This is a genomic window from Exiguobacterium sp. 9-2, assembly GCF_036287235.1.
Taxonomy (GTDB): domain Bacteria; phylum Bacillota; class Bacilli; order Exiguobacteriales; family Exiguobacteriaceae; genus Exiguobacterium_A.
This window is the reverse complement of the sequence record NZ_CP142850.1, coordinates 1,433,043-1,448,155: the sequence shown is the minus strand read 5'-3', so window position 1 is coordinate 1,448,155 and position 15,113 is coordinate 1,433,043. Positions and strand designations below refer to the sequence as shown.

At 43.8% G+C, this 15,113-nt stretch carries 23 protein-coding genes; 14 read left to right on the top strand and 9 right to left on the bottom strand.

Features of this window, described 5'->3' with window-relative positions; all coding sequences use genetic code 11:
* Nucleotides 1-27 precede the first annotated feature (27 nt).
* Nucleotides 28-657, bottom strand: a complete 630-nt coding sequence (locus VJ374_RS07545; protein WP_035408181.1) for a DedA family protein — start codon at nt 655-657, stop codon at nt 28-30.
* A 214-nt stretch (nt 658-871) separates the two neighbouring features.
* Here VJ374_RS07545 and VJ374_RS07540 point away from each other — a divergent pair, with 214 nt between their 5' ends.
* From VJ374_RS07540 to VJ374_RS07525, 4 genes are all read left to right on the top strand, one after another.
* On the top strand, nt 872-1,414 hold the full coding sequence (locus VJ374_RS07540) for a GNAT family N-acetyltransferase (RefSeq protein ID WP_290787055.1): 543 nt from the start codon (nt 872-874) through the stop codon (nt 1,412-1,414).
* A 25-nt stretch (nt 1,415-1,439) separates the two neighbouring features.
* Nucleotides 1,440-2,243, top strand: a complete 804-nt coding sequence (locus VJ374_RS07535) for a hypothetical protein (protein ID WP_308101470.1) — start codon at nt 1,440-1,442, stop codon at nt 2,241-2,243.
* Nucleotides 2,236-2,604, top strand: coding sequence for a hypothetical protein (locus tag VJ374_RS07530; RefSeq protein ID WP_308101469.1), 369 nt, complete (start codon nt 2,236-2,238; stop codon nt 2,602-2,604). Before VJ374_RS07535 ends, VJ374_RS07530 begins: the two co-directional genes overlap by 8 nt.
* Before the next feature lie 91 nt (nt 2,605-2,695).
* Nucleotides 2,696-2,977: a hypothetical protein gene (locus tag VJ374_RS07525; RefSeq protein ID WP_056061134.1), complete on the top strand. Its 282-nt coding sequence runs from the start codon at nt 2,696-2,698 to the stop codon at nt 2,975-2,977.
* A gap of 57 nt (nt 2,978-3,034) precedes the next feature.
* On the opposite strand, the gene VJ374_RS07520 is transcribed toward VJ374_RS07525, so the two are convergent.
* Nucleotides 3,035-3,217, bottom strand: coding sequence for a hypothetical protein (locus VJ374_RS07520; protein WP_035408191.1), 183 nt, complete (start codon nt 3,215-3,217; stop codon nt 3,035-3,037).
* A 128-nt stretch (nt 3,218-3,345) separates the two neighbouring features.
* Nucleotides 3,346-3,981: an NAD(P)-dependent oxidoreductase gene (locus VJ374_RS07515; protein WP_308101468.1), complete on the bottom strand. Its 636-nt coding sequence runs from the start codon at nt 3,979-3,981 to the stop codon at nt 3,346-3,348.
* A 164-nt stretch (nt 3,982-4,145) separates the two neighbouring features.
* Here VJ374_RS07515 and VJ374_RS07510 point away from each other — a divergent pair, with 164 nt between their 5' ends.
* The gene (locus VJ374_RS07510; RefSeq protein WP_329470895.1) at nt 4,146-4,583 is read left to right on the top strand and encodes an Rrf2 family transcriptional regulator; all 438 of its coding nucleotides are present in this window, start codon (nt 4,146-4,148) and stop codon (nt 4,581-4,583) included.
* Between the two features lie 11 nt (nt 4,584-4,594).
* On the opposite strand, the gene VJ374_RS07505 is transcribed toward VJ374_RS07510, so the two are convergent.
* The 3 genes from VJ374_RS07505 to arr all read right to left on the bottom strand — a co-directional run bounded on the left by VJ374_RS07505 (nt 4,595) and on the right by arr (nt 5,813).
* Nucleotides 4,595-4,771: a hypothetical protein gene (locus VJ374_RS07505; protein ID WP_155960154.1), complete on the bottom strand. Its 177-nt coding sequence runs from the start codon at nt 4,769-4,771 to the stop codon at nt 4,595-4,597.
* Between the two features lie 106 nt (nt 4,772-4,877).
* Nucleotides 4,878-5,393 (bottom strand): hypothetical protein, encoded by a 516-nt coding sequence (locus VJ374_RS07500; RefSeq protein ID WP_329470893.1) that lies wholly within the window; start codon nt 5,391-5,393, stop codon nt 4,878-4,880.
* 18 nt (nt 5,394-5,411) lie between these two features.
* Nucleotides 5,412-5,813, bottom strand: a complete 402-nt coding sequence (gene arr, locus VJ374_RS07495) for an NAD(+)--rifampin ADP-ribosyltransferase (protein WP_329470891.1) — start codon at nt 5,811-5,813, stop codon at nt 5,412-5,414.
* Between the two features lie 471 nt (nt 5,814-6,284).
* Between arr and VJ374_RS07490 the strand changes: the two genes are divergently transcribed.
* The 4 genes from VJ374_RS07490 (at nt 6,285) to VJ374_RS07475 (ending at nt 8,671) form a co-directional block, all read left to right on the top strand.
* Complete coding sequence (locus VJ374_RS07490; protein WP_329470889.1) at nt 6,285-6,776, top strand: YndM family protein; 492 nt, start codon at nt 6,285-6,287, stop codon at nt 6,774-6,776.
* Between the two features lie 352 nt (nt 6,777-7,128).
* On the top strand, nt 7,129-7,668 hold the full coding sequence (locus VJ374_RS07485) for a hypothetical protein (RefSeq protein WP_308101463.1): 540 nt from the start codon (nt 7,129-7,131) through the stop codon (nt 7,666-7,668).
* A 141-nt stretch (nt 7,669-7,809) separates the two neighbouring features.
* Nucleotides 7,810-8,229, top strand: a complete 420-nt coding sequence (locus tag VJ374_RS07480; protein WP_308101462.1) for a MarR family winged helix-turn-helix transcriptional regulator — start codon at nt 7,810-7,812, stop codon at nt 8,227-8,229.
* A gap of 19 nt (nt 8,230-8,248) precedes the next feature.
* The gene (locus VJ374_RS07475; protein ID WP_035408199.1) at nt 8,249-8,671 is read left to right on the top strand and encodes a MarR family winged helix-turn-helix transcriptional regulator; all 423 of its coding nucleotides are present in this window, start codon (nt 8,249-8,251) and stop codon (nt 8,669-8,671) included.
* A gap of 107 nt (nt 8,672-8,778) precedes the next feature.
* Here VJ374_RS07475 and VJ374_RS07470 read toward each other — a convergent pair whose 3' ends face one another.
* Entirely contained in the window at nt 8,779-9,282 is a 504-nt protein-coding gene (locus tag VJ374_RS07470) for a hypothetical protein (RefSeq protein ID WP_329470886.1), read from the bottom strand.
* 348 nt (nt 9,283-9,630) lie between these two features.
* On the opposite strand from VJ374_RS07470, the gene VJ374_RS07465 reads away from it, so the two are divergent.
* From VJ374_RS07465 to VJ374_RS07455, 3 genes are all read left to right on the top strand, one after another.
* Nucleotides 9,631-10,014 carry a hypothetical protein gene (locus VJ374_RS07465; RefSeq protein WP_035408203.1) on the top strand — a complete coding sequence of 128 codons (384 nt, stop codon included), beginning with the start codon at nt 9,631-9,633 and terminating at the stop codon, nt 10,012-10,014.
* A gap of 155 nt (nt 10,015-10,169) precedes the next feature.
* The gene (locus tag VJ374_RS07460; protein ID WP_329470884.1) at nt 10,170-11,255 is read left to right on the top strand and encodes a GGDEF domain-containing protein; all 1,086 of its coding nucleotides are present in this window, start codon (nt 10,170-10,172) and stop codon (nt 11,253-11,255) included.
* 62 nt (nt 11,256-11,317) lie between these two features.
* Nucleotides 11,318-11,929 carry a YdeI/OmpD-associated family protein gene (locus VJ374_RS07455; RefSeq protein WP_329470883.1) on the top strand — a complete coding sequence of 204 codons (612 nt, stop codon included), beginning with the start codon at nt 11,318-11,320 and terminating at the stop codon, nt 11,927-11,929.
* On the opposite strand, the gene VJ374_RS07450 is transcribed toward VJ374_RS07455, so the two are convergent.
* Complete coding sequence (locus VJ374_RS07450; RefSeq protein WP_329470882.1) at nt 11,918-12,808, bottom strand: ABC transporter ATP-binding protein; 891 nt, start codon at nt 12,806-12,808, stop codon at nt 11,918-11,920. The two genes, VJ374_RS07455 and VJ374_RS07450, sit on opposite strands and share 12 nt — an antisense overlap.
* Before the next feature lies 1 nt (nt 12,809).
* Nucleotides 12,810-13,493: an ABC transporter permease gene (locus VJ374_RS07445; RefSeq protein WP_329470880.1), complete on the bottom strand. Its 684-nt coding sequence runs from the start codon at nt 13,491-13,493 to the stop codon at nt 12,810-12,812.
* 241 nt (nt 13,494-13,734) lie between these two features.
* On the opposite strand from VJ374_RS07445, the gene VJ374_RS07440 reads away from it, so the two are divergent.
* Both VJ374_RS07440 and VJ374_RS07435 read left to right on the top strand, forming a co-directional pair.
* Nucleotides 13,735-14,595, top strand: coding sequence for an alpha/beta fold hydrolase (locus VJ374_RS07440; RefSeq protein WP_329470878.1), 861 nt, complete (start codon nt 13,735-13,737; stop codon nt 14,593-14,595).
* Between the two features lie 42 nt (nt 14,596-14,637).
* Nucleotides 14,638-15,024 carry a hypothetical protein gene (locus tag VJ374_RS07435; protein ID WP_329470875.1) on the top strand — a complete coding sequence of 129 codons (387 nt, stop codon included), beginning with the start codon at nt 14,638-14,640 and terminating at the stop codon, nt 15,022-15,024.
* Nucleotides 15,025-15,113: the final 89 nt, after the last annotated feature.

The following is a 15,113-nucleotide window of genomic DNA, read 5'->3' as shown; positions in this document are numbered from 1 at the left end:
GACGTTCCTTCAACAAAAAAGTAACGTTTAGTCTTCTTTTCCCGCTTCGTTTTTCCCTGAAACGACGCGTTTCTCAAGTCGCTTCCGCTTGAGCCATTTCACGAGCACTCCGAGCAGGAACAATACGAGTAAGGCAAGTCCGAAATACGGTACGACTTCCGGCTTGATATGAAATGTCTTTCCTGCAAAGTGACCGAGTAAGACAAAGGGGACGACCCACAGCGCGGAACCGATTGCTGACACAAAGAAGTACCGACCGAACGAAATCCGCTTCATGCCCGCAAAATACGGATTGATCTGCCGCACACCCGGAATGTAAAGACCGCCGATGATCGTTCGATTGATTCGTTCCATGTAGCCGTTTGACACCCGCTCCCAGCGTTCCTTCGTCAATCCGAGGAATCGACCGTACCGTAGGACGGTCGGTCCGAAGAAGCGCCCCGCTCCATATGCCGTCAGCATACCGACGAACGTCCCAGCATACGCAGTCAAGATCGAATAGATTAAACGTTCTTCATTTTGACCACTTAAGATGCCGATCAGGACGAGTAAGGATTCTTCCGGTGCTGGAATCCCGACGATGCCAAAAAATAAAAAAATGAAAATAACGCCATATCCATAGGCATCGAGATACTGATTGACCGTATCCATGTTCATGTTGTCACGTCCTCTACTGCTGTCTTTCTGTACTGTTTCAACGTCTTCTGACTATGTATTCGTTCCTGTTGAAGCAATTCCTTTTTTAGAAAAATTAAAACCTGGTTCATTCGAAAATTGACCTGTTCTCGCATCTCTCCTCGTGACAATGCTAAGTCTGTAGGAGATGATGAATAGAGTGAAGTAGATCTCTATAGACAGAAGGAGGATGACAATGAAAGAGACTGAAAAGCTGACGATTCAACCGCTATCGTTCGAGAGCATTCCATTCGTCAATCATGCCAACGATTCATTCCCGATCATCGGACGCATCGTTCCGCAGTTTTCTGGTACCGCATGGTCTTATACGGAAGAACTCTATGAAACCGCTACTGAAACCCGTTTTCCTGACGATCGACTCGATTGGGCGACGTATATCGAAAACGAGAATCGAATCGTCCTCCTCGCCTTTTCCGGCACTTCTTGTGTCGGACAGATTCGTCTTGTTCGTGACTGGAACCGTTTCGCCTACATCGAAAACATCGCGGTCAAACAAGCGTTTCGTAAACTAGGCGTCGGACACCAATTGCTTGTCGCTGCGTCAAAATGGGCACAGCAACGGGAGTTGAGTGGTCTGTCACTCGAAGCACAGGACGATAACTTGATTGCTTGCCGTTTTTACGAACGAGAAGGTTTCGTGCTCGGCGGTGTCGATAGTTTAAAACAATTCGCCAATCCACATATTGACCTGACATTGTATTGGTATAAACTATTTTGAACGTCAGTCGGAAAGGGCTTATCTCATGTTATCTATCGTAAAGAACAGTTTCATTTCCGCGATATTGTTCGCTTTCTTGTATGCACTCATTGCTGGGTTTGAGATGGGTGACCCAGCAATATACGGCACTTCCTTCACTGACTTTTTTATGATTGGTCTATTGTTTGCCGGTCCCGCCATTCTGATCGGTGCACTCTTAACAGAAGGGCTTCCGCGCCTGTTATTTCGTTCGGATATTTCATTTGCACAACGGGTCATCCTCAATCAAATCGTCGCGTTATTCGCAAGCATCGTCCTCTATCTGCTCATGCAACCAAATTCGTTTTCGCTCGTTCTCATCTTATTCTGTTCTGGTGTAGCGTTGATTTATTACATCGTCTCCGAGTCGGCGCGAAAGTATCCGTCATTCCTCCCCTATCTGTTCGGGTGGCTCGGTCGGACCGTCTTCAGCTTCTTTTTATTTCTTAACTTGTTTGGCTCGATGACGATGATGGTTCCGTTTTTGTCTTACGCGGTGCAGCTCGTCAATGAACAGTTGGATGCTGTCATGCTATTATTCTTCAGCGGTACCGTGATTGCTGACGCTCTGTTAGCTGTCCGTTTCAAGAAGCGTTCGCTACCGTGGACGACGCATCTCCTCGTTCATCAAGGCACAGTCTTCGTGTTTGCCGGTGCGTTCATCTTGTTCAGTTCACTTCCCGCGCTATTTTTCATCGGAAACGTAGTCGCTACCTGTTTATATGTAATGATCACCCGTCTATTCATCCTCATGAAGACTGGAAAGGAGGAGTACCATGATCCGTCTGTCATTTCGACTACTGATGAGTAACTGGATTTTTCTGATGGTTTATCAACACCTTCCGTCATCACCACGTCTCATGCCCGATCCGGACGTCGGCTATTATCCAGGTGTCTTTGAGACCTTGCTGTCGTTTGTGATCGTCATCACGGTCGGTGGCATCCTGACCGACGCGATTCGTTACTTCCGCTTTCGCTCACGTCCACTACCTTGGATAACACACCTCCTCCTGAATCAAGGCATCGCCTTCCTAATCGGTGGAATCTTATTAATGGTGTTCAATGGTCTGTTTCAACCGATCTATTTTCAGGCAATCGCGAGTAGCGCCGCTTTCCTCTACTTTTTGATGACGCGTTTGACATTGTTATACAAGAAAGATTCAGCTGTTTGAAATCAGCCACTTTCTTACATTTTTGTTAGGTAAAACAAGAAGACCTACACTTTATACTAAATGTATCGTTTAGTAAAAGGAGACATGCCACATGTTTCGTCAAAAATCGCTTCTGTATTTACTCATTTTTCTGTCCTTTGGTTTAGCTTTCGATACGATCACAGGATCGTCTCTCGTTCCGTTCGTCGAACCCCTTCATCTTTTGATGACTTCTCTTGCGTTGACGATCACGACCGCCTGTTTGACACTGTTCTTTCTGCTTTACTACGGTCTTCGTCCGCATCTCGAATTACTGATCGTCCTCCCCTTTTTGATTTTGACGAGCGGCATCACGTTCTTCTTCGTCTTCTTGAGCGCAATGACTGTCATTTAACGTCACCAAAAAGCCCGTCTTCTTTAAGGAGACGGGTTTTGATCGGTCATATGTAGATCACGGTTTGGCATGAAGCTCTAGCAACGGATCGGTGTCACTCGGCCAATTGATTTGTCCTGCGTAATGATCCTCAATCGTCGCGACTGGTTCGGAACGTTCGAACCGAGACGGTTGCGTTGACGTCGTACAGACGATCAAGACAGCTAACAGACTGATGATACTAAAATATCGTCGCATCATGATGTATGCTCCTTTTGTCGTTTCTCTTCTCATTTTAAGCAAACCGCGCCACTTCGCCATCCGTCCTCCGCTGTATCTCGTACTCCGCCCATCATAAAAGACCGACTCCACGAGTCGGTCTGACATCATCATCCTTGTTCGCCAACGACGGAAAACCGTTCGTTGAGGTGTTGTCCGTTCTCAAGCTCATCCACTACAGCAATGGCATAATCCGCGTAACTGATGTAGCTCTCCCCTTTTGCATTTAGAATCATCTGCTCACCGCCGACCGAATACGTTCCTGTTCGTTGACCGCTCGGATCAAAGAATCCAGCGGGGCTGAGATACGTCCACGTCACGTCTTGCTGTCCTTGTAGTTCGATCAGATTTTTCCCCATGTTCGAGGCTGTCGGATAATACGCTTCCGGGAAATCAGGTGTTTCCATGACGCGTGTCGAATGACTCTCGTCAACGAATAGACTACCAGCACCACCGACGACGAATAGGCGCGTCGTACTACCTGCTAACAGATTGATCAAGTGACGCCCGACTTCGATATGTTTCGTCTCCTCACCGGGTGCTGCGTTAAACGCATTGACGATTGCGTCAAACTCGTTCAAGTCGTCTTTCGTCAGTGCGAGGACATCGCGCTCGAGAATCGTGACGTTAGCCGTCACTTTTGCCGCATTACGGACGATTGCTGTGACGTCATGACCGCGCTCGATTGCTTCTTGTAGAATCAATTGCCCTGCTTTTCCTGTTGCACCGATAACTCCAATGTTCATGATGATTCCTCCTTTTGATATGTAACTACTTCGATTACATGTAACCAATATAGTTACAATTGAAGTGTTTGTCAACATTATTGTCTCTATTCCCCGTTTCTTGCCAAATGAACAATACGACGTATAATGAGAGAACACTGTTTTTAAGAAGGAGGGGTCATCCGTTGGCCATCAGTACACGTTTTTCCGTCGGCATCCACATTCTCTCGTTGATTGCGACCGACGAGAAAATGACATCCGACTTGATTGCCGGCAGCGTCAATACGAATCCGGTTGTCATCCGTAAAATCATGAGCATGCTCAAAAAAGCCGATTTGATTGAAGTTCGTCCGGGTGTTGCCGGTGCACGGCTCGCCCGTCCATTGTCTAGCATCACGCTGCTTGACGTTTATCACGCTGTCGCTGTCGTACCGGACAAGGAATTGTTCGGCGTCCATGCAGCACCGAATCTAGACTGCCCGGTCGGACGAAACATCCAATCGGCGGTCACGCCAATCTTCGAGCTCGCGCAATCCGCCCTTGAGAAAGTGCTGGCTCATGTCACGCTTGATGATATCGTCAATGAAATCGAACAAAAAGAAGCATCGTCCTCGAAAGGATGATGCTTCTTACTTTAGAAAAACCATTGGTATAGCAAATATCCTCCACCAAGGATTACGACGACTGCAAGCATCTCAAGTCCGCGCATTCCGTCGTTTTGTCCACGAGGTACGGCACTACCAAGACCTTGATCAACACCATCGCGTAGATGATCGAGTGTTTGTTTCTTTTCTTGTTTGTAGCGAGACAATCGAATAACCCCTTTTTTACATATTGTACCATTCCATACTCACTTTGTAGTGCATTATGCCAAAAAGAATACGCGGTATTGCTTATCTTAAATTTAATTAGTTTCATTATTCATTTCGAAGCAATTTCATGCACCCGATCTTTTCAACGATCAGAACATCTTGCTCAAAACGTTTGATTGAACGTTTCGATGCTTGGTCCGCTAATAAATTCGGGTGACCAAAGCATACATTCAATATCGAATTGAGTTTCTCTGTGTCACCACCGATGAAATAGTGGGACATATACGCCTTGTCTTCTGAGGCAATGATGACGAATGTCGCCATATCAAGCACTACTTCGAAATCTTCTGCTGTCAGGAGCTTGTCTTTCGCAGATGCTTTCTGAAAGTCATACGAATCGATGGAGGAAATCCTACCTTGCAACAGATCAAGAATTGATTTCAGGTAGACACAATACACTCCAAAGATCGTTTCAACAGGTGGAACGAATGGATCTTCCATGATCGTGATCAATCGCTCGTCCTCTTGATTCAGACGGATGGCATGCAAGTGATTGACTAATATTTGATGAATGACGTTCACGTTCGTCGGTTGAATCGATTTGAAATCATGTACAGGCAAGTCTTCTCCTCCGTTCTTTTAGTCGATGATCGTATCCTTCCCTTCTGCGCGTAGCCGCCGCAGGGATGCTTTCATCGCTTCTATTTCTTCGTCCGTATGACGTTCCCACGTTCCGAGTTCAGCGATGATTTTTACAGGTTCAGTCGAGCGATACGACCGGGTCGGATTGCCGGGAAAACGCTTGTTCGTCAAGTTCGGATCATCTTCATACGCTCCGAGCGGCTCGACGAGATAGATGTGTTCCGGATCGTCTGATCGAGGGAGTTCTGCTCCCCACTTCGCTGCATCGAGTGTTGCCGTGAAATAGACGTGCTGGAGCGGTTGTTCTCGAAAATTCGATGTATGTCCCGGCTTTAATTCGTCACCGATTTGAAGAGTCACTTTCGTGCCGTGAAAAAATGGTCCTTCGACTGTATTCATGTACTCGCCTCCTGATGGAATAATGTACTTAGTATAGTAAGGAAATAGGAGAAGGAATAGTCTATTTCACAAGATAAGTTCTCGGTATACTTAATCTGAGGGACGAATAATTTTTCGATTAAACTTGTTTTTTCAAACAAACTAAATAAATAATTATTCAATACAAAGGACATTCGAGTGCGATGATTAATCGACCTCGATTTTTTTATTATTTTAACCACAATTTTTTTTGGTAGTAACTCTAATATCATAGTTACGCATATCCATATGATTTTTCTAAAATTAGTCTTTAGATAACGGGAGACCTTTTTACTATAATTTTTGCAATTACTGAATGAATATTTTTAAAAAGGGTAATTGTTAAATAACATGTATTTTTTATATATTTTTAGTTAAATAAAGCTGCAACGGATTAACTTACTAAGGTACGGGTAAGTAGCTATAGTACACAAAAATAAAGGAGGAAATAAAATGAATCATCTTAAAGCGTTGATCATGAAATTTTTAATGATTGCAGTCGTTCTTCTCCTTATCTTAACCGTCATCTATGATGTTGAAATCGAAAAGACTCTTTTGATTAGCCTGGCGCTGACATTAATCGCTTACGTATTAGGTGATTTAATGATCTTTAGAAGAGCGGGTGATGGAGCATCTAACAAACAAAGTGCCACTCGTGACTCTAAAAATTATGTAAGCAATAAACATGCAGATGCTCGTGATCCCCATGAAGACCATAAAAAAAGAAATATGATGGCTACTATTGCAGATATTCTCCTTTCATTCTTTGTCATTTGGGTAATGGGTGAATCTATGATTAAAAATCCAGGAGAAGATATCATTCAAGCTGCTCTTATCTCTGCATTAATCATTGGAGTCGGAGAATGGTTTTTCCATAAGTATTTGGATAAGAACGTATTCCCTGAAAAAGATGGTCATGCTGTAACAAACAACTCACACCATTAATTGCCCCAAATAAATTCAATAATGAGTGGATTCCAAACCCTTGATCCTGGTGTAAACTAGGATCAGGGGTTTCTCTTTATTCAATCCTTTTTTTGATTGACCTTTTCTCATTTACTATATTAAATTCTTTTTGAGAAAAAATTATATTTTTCTTCCTTCAAAATCTAAACATGTACTAATTTTATATGTTAAAATATAGTGGTTTCATATTTTAAATCCTGAAATGATAGTGTTCCCTTTCTAGAAAATATACCTTAAAGGTTGGATTATACAATTAAACGATTATAATGAATAAAAGAATATAGTAAATTGATGGCAGTTAACGAACAAATAGGGAGGTCATCCGTACTACGTGAAATTATTTAAATCATCAACGAAAAATAATGAGGTCATGTGGATTCCAGAAGCCGAGTGGCAAACCGTTTGTAAGCAAGAAGGATTGACAGTGCCGAATCATCCACAAGAACAAATCGTTGGGCTTGCATATAATAATCAACGCCAGATTGTTGAGGTCACTCGAAACTTACGTCTCCCTTCACTAAGCTATTACGTCACGATTCTTGAACCACCGAATAGTCGATCGCTTGTCTCGAAACGATCCTATTTGACCGTTCTTTATGAAGGTACGAAACAGACGGAAAATACAGAATATGGTACGTTTTCTTTAATTGAAATCAATGTCAGAGAAGAAGGTCTTGGCGAACGCGGTTTGTTGCTCGAGGCCTTGATTCAAGACATTATGAAAAAATTTAAGTCTTTTGTCATTCGTGGCGACTATGCGACGATCACCTTACAAGGACGCGTCTCTGAGATGTGCTTTACGAAATATGGATTCCAATTGAAGGATTCGTATCTCACGTTATCAAGCGGTATACTTCCTGATCGGATTTGATTCGATCAGGATTTTTTTATAGGTATATCGAAATAATGGAAAGTGATGGTTTTTCGCTCAAACTAGTAGCACGAGATATTTTTAATATGGTATGGTGAAACTAGTTCAACAGCAGTACATTCTATATTTAAGAGGTTCTCCATGACAACAACTACAGAGACATATCCAATGGCATGCTGGCATACAATTGCGACCTATCATAATCAACAAATCAAGCGCGTCAACGCTTTCTTAAAACACTGGGATCTCTCCCATACGAATCTGGAAGTATTACGTTGCTTACACACGACCTCATGCACGAGTCAGAAGGAAATCGCCGAACGGATCCAAGTGACCGAGGGCACGATTTCACACGGAATCAAACGACTGTTCGACCGGCAATTAATCACGCGTCAACGGAAATGGAAGACGAACTATCTTCTGCTGACGGAAAAAGGAACAGCCATCCTACAAGAAGTGGTGCCCGCCTACGAACGTTTTCAACAAGAACAATTCGCCGCTTTGACGGCTCGACAACAAGAAGAATTGATCCGTTTCTTCGATAAGCTCAACCCTGCGTGACGAAAGAGGAGGAAAAAATATGACCTTCACATTCGAATCCTCGATGCAGCACTGGAACGCCATTCAGCGACTCCATGGCCGTTATTCGAAAGAAGTCAACGATGTGTTGAAACCAAAAGGACTCTCGAAGTCCCAATTCGATTTATTGATGACCTTGTATCACCAAGAAAGTGCGACGCAAAAATCACTTGAACGAACGCTTGAACTCTCAAGTGGCGCCATTTCACAAACGGTCAAGAAATTACTTGCTGAACATCTCGTCATCCGGAAACGGATCAATCGAGAAAAGCGGGTTTTGTTGACAGAACAGGGAACGAAGTTGATCCAAACGTCCGCTCCTGAAATCGAGGAAATCGATGATCGTTATTTCCGCGCCTTTACATCAAAGGACCACGAAACGTTTGATCAATTGCTGCATAAGATGCAGAGCGATCATTTTTAAATGCTTCTAGTCGCTAAAACTTTGCAAGTCCTTCTCTCTTCTGCATGGTACAGGAGAGAGAAGGACTCTTTTTGTTGTTCATTGGTAACATCATGTCGTGCGATTTTTTAATCTGACTCAGATATTTGCCATTCCTCTCGAGTCCACCATGCGATCAAACTCGCCATTAATAAGATGCTTGCCCAGTAAATCAAGAAGGTATTGCCGTTAAAGTATTGACTGTTCATATAGGGCGAAGGCATCGACGTAATACTCGTTAAATAGTCCCCATCAATCGTTCCACGATCTGCAATGACTTGTTGTTTGACCAACACTTGATACTGGCTGAACTGTTCGATTTGATAAAGGATGCCACACACAAGATAGATTGTCGTGCTGGTGGATAGACCAATCAAGGATAAAAAACGTAACTGCGCTTCTCTTATCCATTTCAACATCAGAACGATCCCAATCGGAAAAAGTAACAGAAGTAACAGAAGCGGAAGAAACCCTAGATTCCCATTGCCGCTGATTTGTTGTGGATATATTTGCGTCGAGCGACCCAAGGATACAAGAAGTCCACTAAAGATGCTCAATGCTACTATCAATCGGTCTATCTTCACGATTCTCATCCAATCGTTCCCTCCTTTAAAAAATGTTCGTGATCAATATGATTACACTCATTATACAAAAAGGAGATATTCAAAATTTCCTTTTTCAGGAATCAAGGAAATGTGTTATCCGATTTTGATTATCTATCGATTTCATTTTTCAATCAATCATGCTTGCAGGATACCGCTCGCATCGATCTCTCCCGCATAAATCGAAACCGGGACGTAAACGAGCGAAGCAAATAGTAAGTGCAGACTAATCGAACGTTGTCTATCAGAAAAATTCAAGATTCTTCCTTCTCTTTTGTAAATTTTTCTCGATATTCTGACGCCGTCGCGTAATAATAGATGAAAAGGAGTGGTCTGACCATGCTATTACGTCATATGACACATCGGCATCATATGAAATCCATCGTGTCACGCGGAGGATTATCGCCGGCATTCCAAGTCGACGCACCAAAAGGCTGGATCGCGTTTGAAGTCGATCCTCCAAGCGAAGCGTACCAAATGCACTTTCATCAATTAAAGAGTGAGTGGCAAGATGGAGATATCGTCACCCTCGAATTCGACGGGGAGAGAATGCAAGCAGCAGGTTTTGAAATTCTGCACTCGAATGAAGATGTCCGCAATCAAGATGCAGAGAGATTAGGGGTATCCATCAAGGAAATTGGCTCGTTTGCATTCATTCATAATTTCGTCTCACTTGATTATCTAATCGAGTCTTCACGCGAGAAAATCTCAGAGTATTATTGATTTAGAAGAGAACCTGTTATCTTTTTTTAAAGATAAGGTAATTACGATACTTTAATACACCTTTAGGGTATGGTTGGTTGTATAGAATAAATATTTACTAAATAAATCATTTTATTGTAATTATCTTTCAGAAATCATTCGAGAGGAACACGAACATGTGGAATACATTGAATCATCTCATCCTCAACGTCGCTTTAACCTTTTTCTTCGTGCTCATCTCTCTATTCTTTTTTAAGCGGTTTCAATTCCGAAATACGCTCGACAGTTGGCTGAAAAAAAATCTGTTAGTGCTAATTCTTGCAACCGGTGCCGGCTACTGGGTCATTCACAATGCCATCACCTATGAAGGATTTCGTTTCGATTTGTCGATTACTTTAATCGTCATCGCCTTCATCTATGGAGGCATCAGTAGCGGCTTCATTACGACGCTCGTCTTCGCTTCCCTTCAAACGTTTATTTTTCATTCCAATCATCCATTCTGGCTTGTCGGTACGTATCTAATCGTCAGCATCGTTGTCTTATACTTACAAAATGAAGCACCGGATCGCTTTATCTCGTTTCCGATCATTTTTTCAATCGCACTCATTCTTTGTTTACCATTCGTTCAACATGTTCGTCCGAATGACGTGACGGCGATGACGGTATTTCTCGTCGGAAACGGCTGTGCCGGTCTCCTGCTACACAGTATTCTGCATCAAGTCCGCTGGCACTTCCATCAAGTCCGGATGCATCGGCGTCTCGCCTTGACGGATATGTTGACGGGACTTGATAATCGGCGCCATTTAGAAGAGACAGTCCAACGATATAAATCACAACAGATGAACTTTTCAATCATGATCATCGATGTCGATCATTTCAAACAGGTCAATGATACATACGGTCATGATCGAGGGGATCATATCTTACGACAAATCAGTGCCTTGCTTACGTCCTATTGTCCCCCTTCTTGTGTGCTCGGGCGATTCGGCGGTGAAGAATTCATGATGCTGTTACCGGAATATTCATTGCCTGAGACGCGTCGAATCGCGGAACAAATTTGTATAGCTAGTGCCACGCGAACGTATGAGTTATCAGCGACGGAACCGCTACAAGTGACGTTATCGATTGGTGTGTCTCGCCAAACCCATCAACCGTCTGAGAGCTATAATTTTCTGCAGACAATCCAGCAGGCAGACGCCGCTCTCTATCAAGCGAAAAAGAGTGGTCGGAATTGTGTCTTTCATCATGACCCGTTACGATAAAAAAGTGAAATCCCCCTTGTGTAACGCGAAGGGGGATTTCGATGTGAAAAGGAGGAACGAGCATGGAGATCACGGACGTCTTACGGTTCACTAATCGCGAGGACTTTAGACAGTGGTTATCAGAACACGCGGAACATAAGTCGTTTTGTTGGGTAATCCTCAGTCGAAAACAGACAGGAGAAGGTTTACTCTATCTTGATGCCGTCGAGGAGGCACTTTGTTTCGGCTGGATTGATGGAATTGTGAAGAAGACCGAAGACGGTGAACTAGCGCAACGATTCACACCGCGCCGAAAGAACAGTAACTGGACCGAACTAAATAAGGAACGGGTTCGTCGCTTAGAACGGCTCGGTTTGATGCAACCGTCCGGACGACAGGTTCTCCCGGATATGCGACCTGATGCGTTCGTCATCGATGACGTAATAAAGACGCGTCTACAAGAAGACCCGGTCGTTCATGAACAGTTTAAACACTTCCCGGAACTCTATCGACGCATTCGGATTGATACGATTCAAAGTGTACGTAAGGATCCCGCTCTCTATGAAAAACGTCTGCAAACGTTGATTGAAAAAACGAAACTGAATCAGATGTACGGTCAATGGAATGACGGAGGTCGTCTCTTACTCGAAGAGCTTCCGGAGACACAATCCGTTGCTGATTGGTCAGACCGCTAAGAAAATCTCTTCTAACGATTGGCGTGCGATTTGCACCTCGTAGACTTTGACATATTGTTTCGCAAGCGAGATGAGTAAATTCGGAATATCTTCTTTTGACGTTAACTCAAGTCGTGTACATTCATCTGTTTGCGACAAGAGTCGAGCGTATTCTGGCAGATGTGATGCCTCTAACCGTGGAACAGTCCGAATATGGATTTGAATTTCCTGCCTCATCGCTTCTTGTAATGACGCAACGGTTCCGCAACGGACGATTCGACCATCCGCCATAATGGCAACACGGTCACACATCTTTTCCATCTCATTCAAGTTATGCGAGGTCAAGAAAATCGTTTTCCCTTCCGCTTTCAATGTGAGCAATAAGCGCTGGATATCGATCGCCGATTCTGGATCAAGACCGGATGTCGGTTCATCTAAAAAGAGTAGTTCCGGATTTCCGGTGAGCGCTTGAGCGATACTGATCTTTTTCTTCATCCCAAACGAGAAGCTCCTAATCTTTTGTCGCTCCGTTCCGCTTAATCCGACCTGCTCAAGTAACCTTAAAACCTCTTGTTTACTGATACGAACTCCGGATAATCCCGCCATATATTCAAGAAACGCACGTGCCGTCATGTCATGATAGAGATTCGATGTATCCGGCATAACTCCAATCCGTTGTTTGATGGCATCCAGTCGATCAGCGGGTTCACCGAGAAGTGCGACAGTTCCGCCTGTCGAGTGTGTGATCCCGCTCATAATCTGAATAAACGTCGATTTACCGGCCCCATTACGACCTAAAAAACCAAAAATTTCTCCTCGTTCGACCGTCAAATCCACCTCTCGTAAGACTTCTTTTGTGCCGAACGATTTCTTTAATCCTCTTACTTCAATCGCATTCATATTATAGATCCTTTCGTTTTAACGTCAGGTAGGCGACCATCAAAAATACCCCACTCCATAAAACAGGTAACAGTAATGACATTCCAGACATGATGACGGCATGGTACGGCAAGATGTATTGAAACGGTACGAGATACCATTTCTCTGAGAAAGCTGACCACAGACCGATGATCGGTACGACGATTCCGAGAAAAATACCGAGGAACATCGTCAAACCAGGCTTCGCAATTATTGTTGATAAAAAGATATTGAAACTCGTGATATATAGGATGACTATCAGAACTGTCAGATAATCGATCCAGAACCATTGCTGCGCGTAGAGCGAGACAATGAGGAAATTGATCGTTAGCGTCGCGCACCAGAACAACAATGAACCGAGAAACTTCTCCAAAACGATTCGCAGACGCGACGTCTTCGTGACCAGAAAACGAATCGTCCGCGTCTCGATTTCACGATTGATGATATCGTGTGATAATGCAGCCACGAATAGAAAACCGAAGAACAGGATGAAGAACTTAATGCTTGAAGTATAAGCAGACGGTTGATTAACACCAGCAAGCAGTTCCGGATGCCTCGTCAAATACGATGCTGTGAAGACAGACGTGATCGTCAGAAAAAGAATCAATAGAATCGCTTTGATGCTTTTGAAGCTGCTCGTGAATTCTTGTTTTACGATTGGAAACATGACGGACTCCTTTGAACTTATTTTGATTAACGCAAGCGTTCTTTTGCTTTCGTGACAAAGACACCGAGTCCATATAAGGTAACGGCTGTTAAGAACATCGTGATGATGGTTTCCATGTGAATTCTCCTCTATGTAAATGACGTGTCATCTTACTCTACGCTACTTCTTAAAGAAAGTTTCCTTATTTTTCAATTTCCAACATTCTCCTCATGGTACAGTAAAAGAAAAAAGGAGGCAGCAAATGAAACGTTACACAATCACCTGTCAGCAACAATCCGTCCACATTACGGAATGGGGAAACGAACAGCTTCCGACGATCGTCTGCTTCCATGGACTCGGCAGTACGAGTCTCAGCTTCATTGAAATCGCTGAAGCGCTCGCGGACGAATTCCGTCTGATTGCGATTGATTTACCCGGTCACGGCAAAACACCAGCTTTCTTAGATCCCCTACATTATCGCATGAAACCCTTTACGGACTGGATCGACGAGATCTTACACATCCTTGATATCAAGCGGTTCTATGCCTTGTCGCACTCATGGGGAAGTGTCCTCTCGCTCTATTATTTGATTGAACATGCGGACCGTGTGCTTGGCACGATTCTGATTGACGGCGGCTATCACAGTAAACGACTCTACGGTCGTTCCATAGAGGAAGAAGTCGCCTTTTATGAACAAGACTTCGAGGATTCCGTTTCGACATGGGAGGAATTTTTAGACGTTGCCGTCTATGCCCCGAATGCCCGTCGCTCGCACTCCCTTGATCAAGCCGGAGTCGATCTTCTTCGGATGGAGGAAGGACGATTCCACTGGCATGCGCGAGGAGAGACGGCTGCTGCAATCGTACGCGCGCTTCATCACGAGGATGTTCTTGATTTTCTACCGGACGTTCCACCAGCGGACATTCAGTTGTACGTCGCTACGTTACCGACAGATCAAGCATCGATCCGTCAGCAGGCGACGAACCTATTACATGAGATAACACAAGCGACGGTCCATCTCGTTCCGAGACAGGACATCTATTACACTGGGATCGTCCCGATGTCATCGTTAAGGCGATTCGTCATCATTGGTTGCCCGGAAAAAGATTGTATTCCATTTTGAAATTGGTTTATTATGGAATTAAAGTAAAAAGGAGGGGTTCGTATGTTAAAACGGTTAACGTTCGTTTGTGTAACCTTATGCGTCGCGATCGTCGCCGTGCTCGTCGCAGCACGCCATTCAACAGGCAATACCATCTCGTTTAAGGAGCCGTTATCGCTCTATATTGCGATTGGACTAATTGTCGTCTTATTCCTACCACCATTCATCCTATCGTTTTTCGAAAACCCTGTACTGAAGATCGTCAATGTCATTTATCAATCCTTGATCGTCTTCAGTTTCGTCGGACTGATTCCAGTCGGTTTCTTAATTCCAGACGGCTCATCAACGCTTATTGTAGCGGTCCTCGGAACAGTCGCGAGTCTTACCAGTGTCATCGTGACAGTGCGAAGTCACTCGATTTTAGCTAACTATTCTTCTGACGTACGTTAATCTATCTTTCAAACTGCTTCCGCCATCATGGTAGGAAGCAGCTTTTATTTTTATGTATAAATTTATTTATCGATAAGCTCATTTTTATT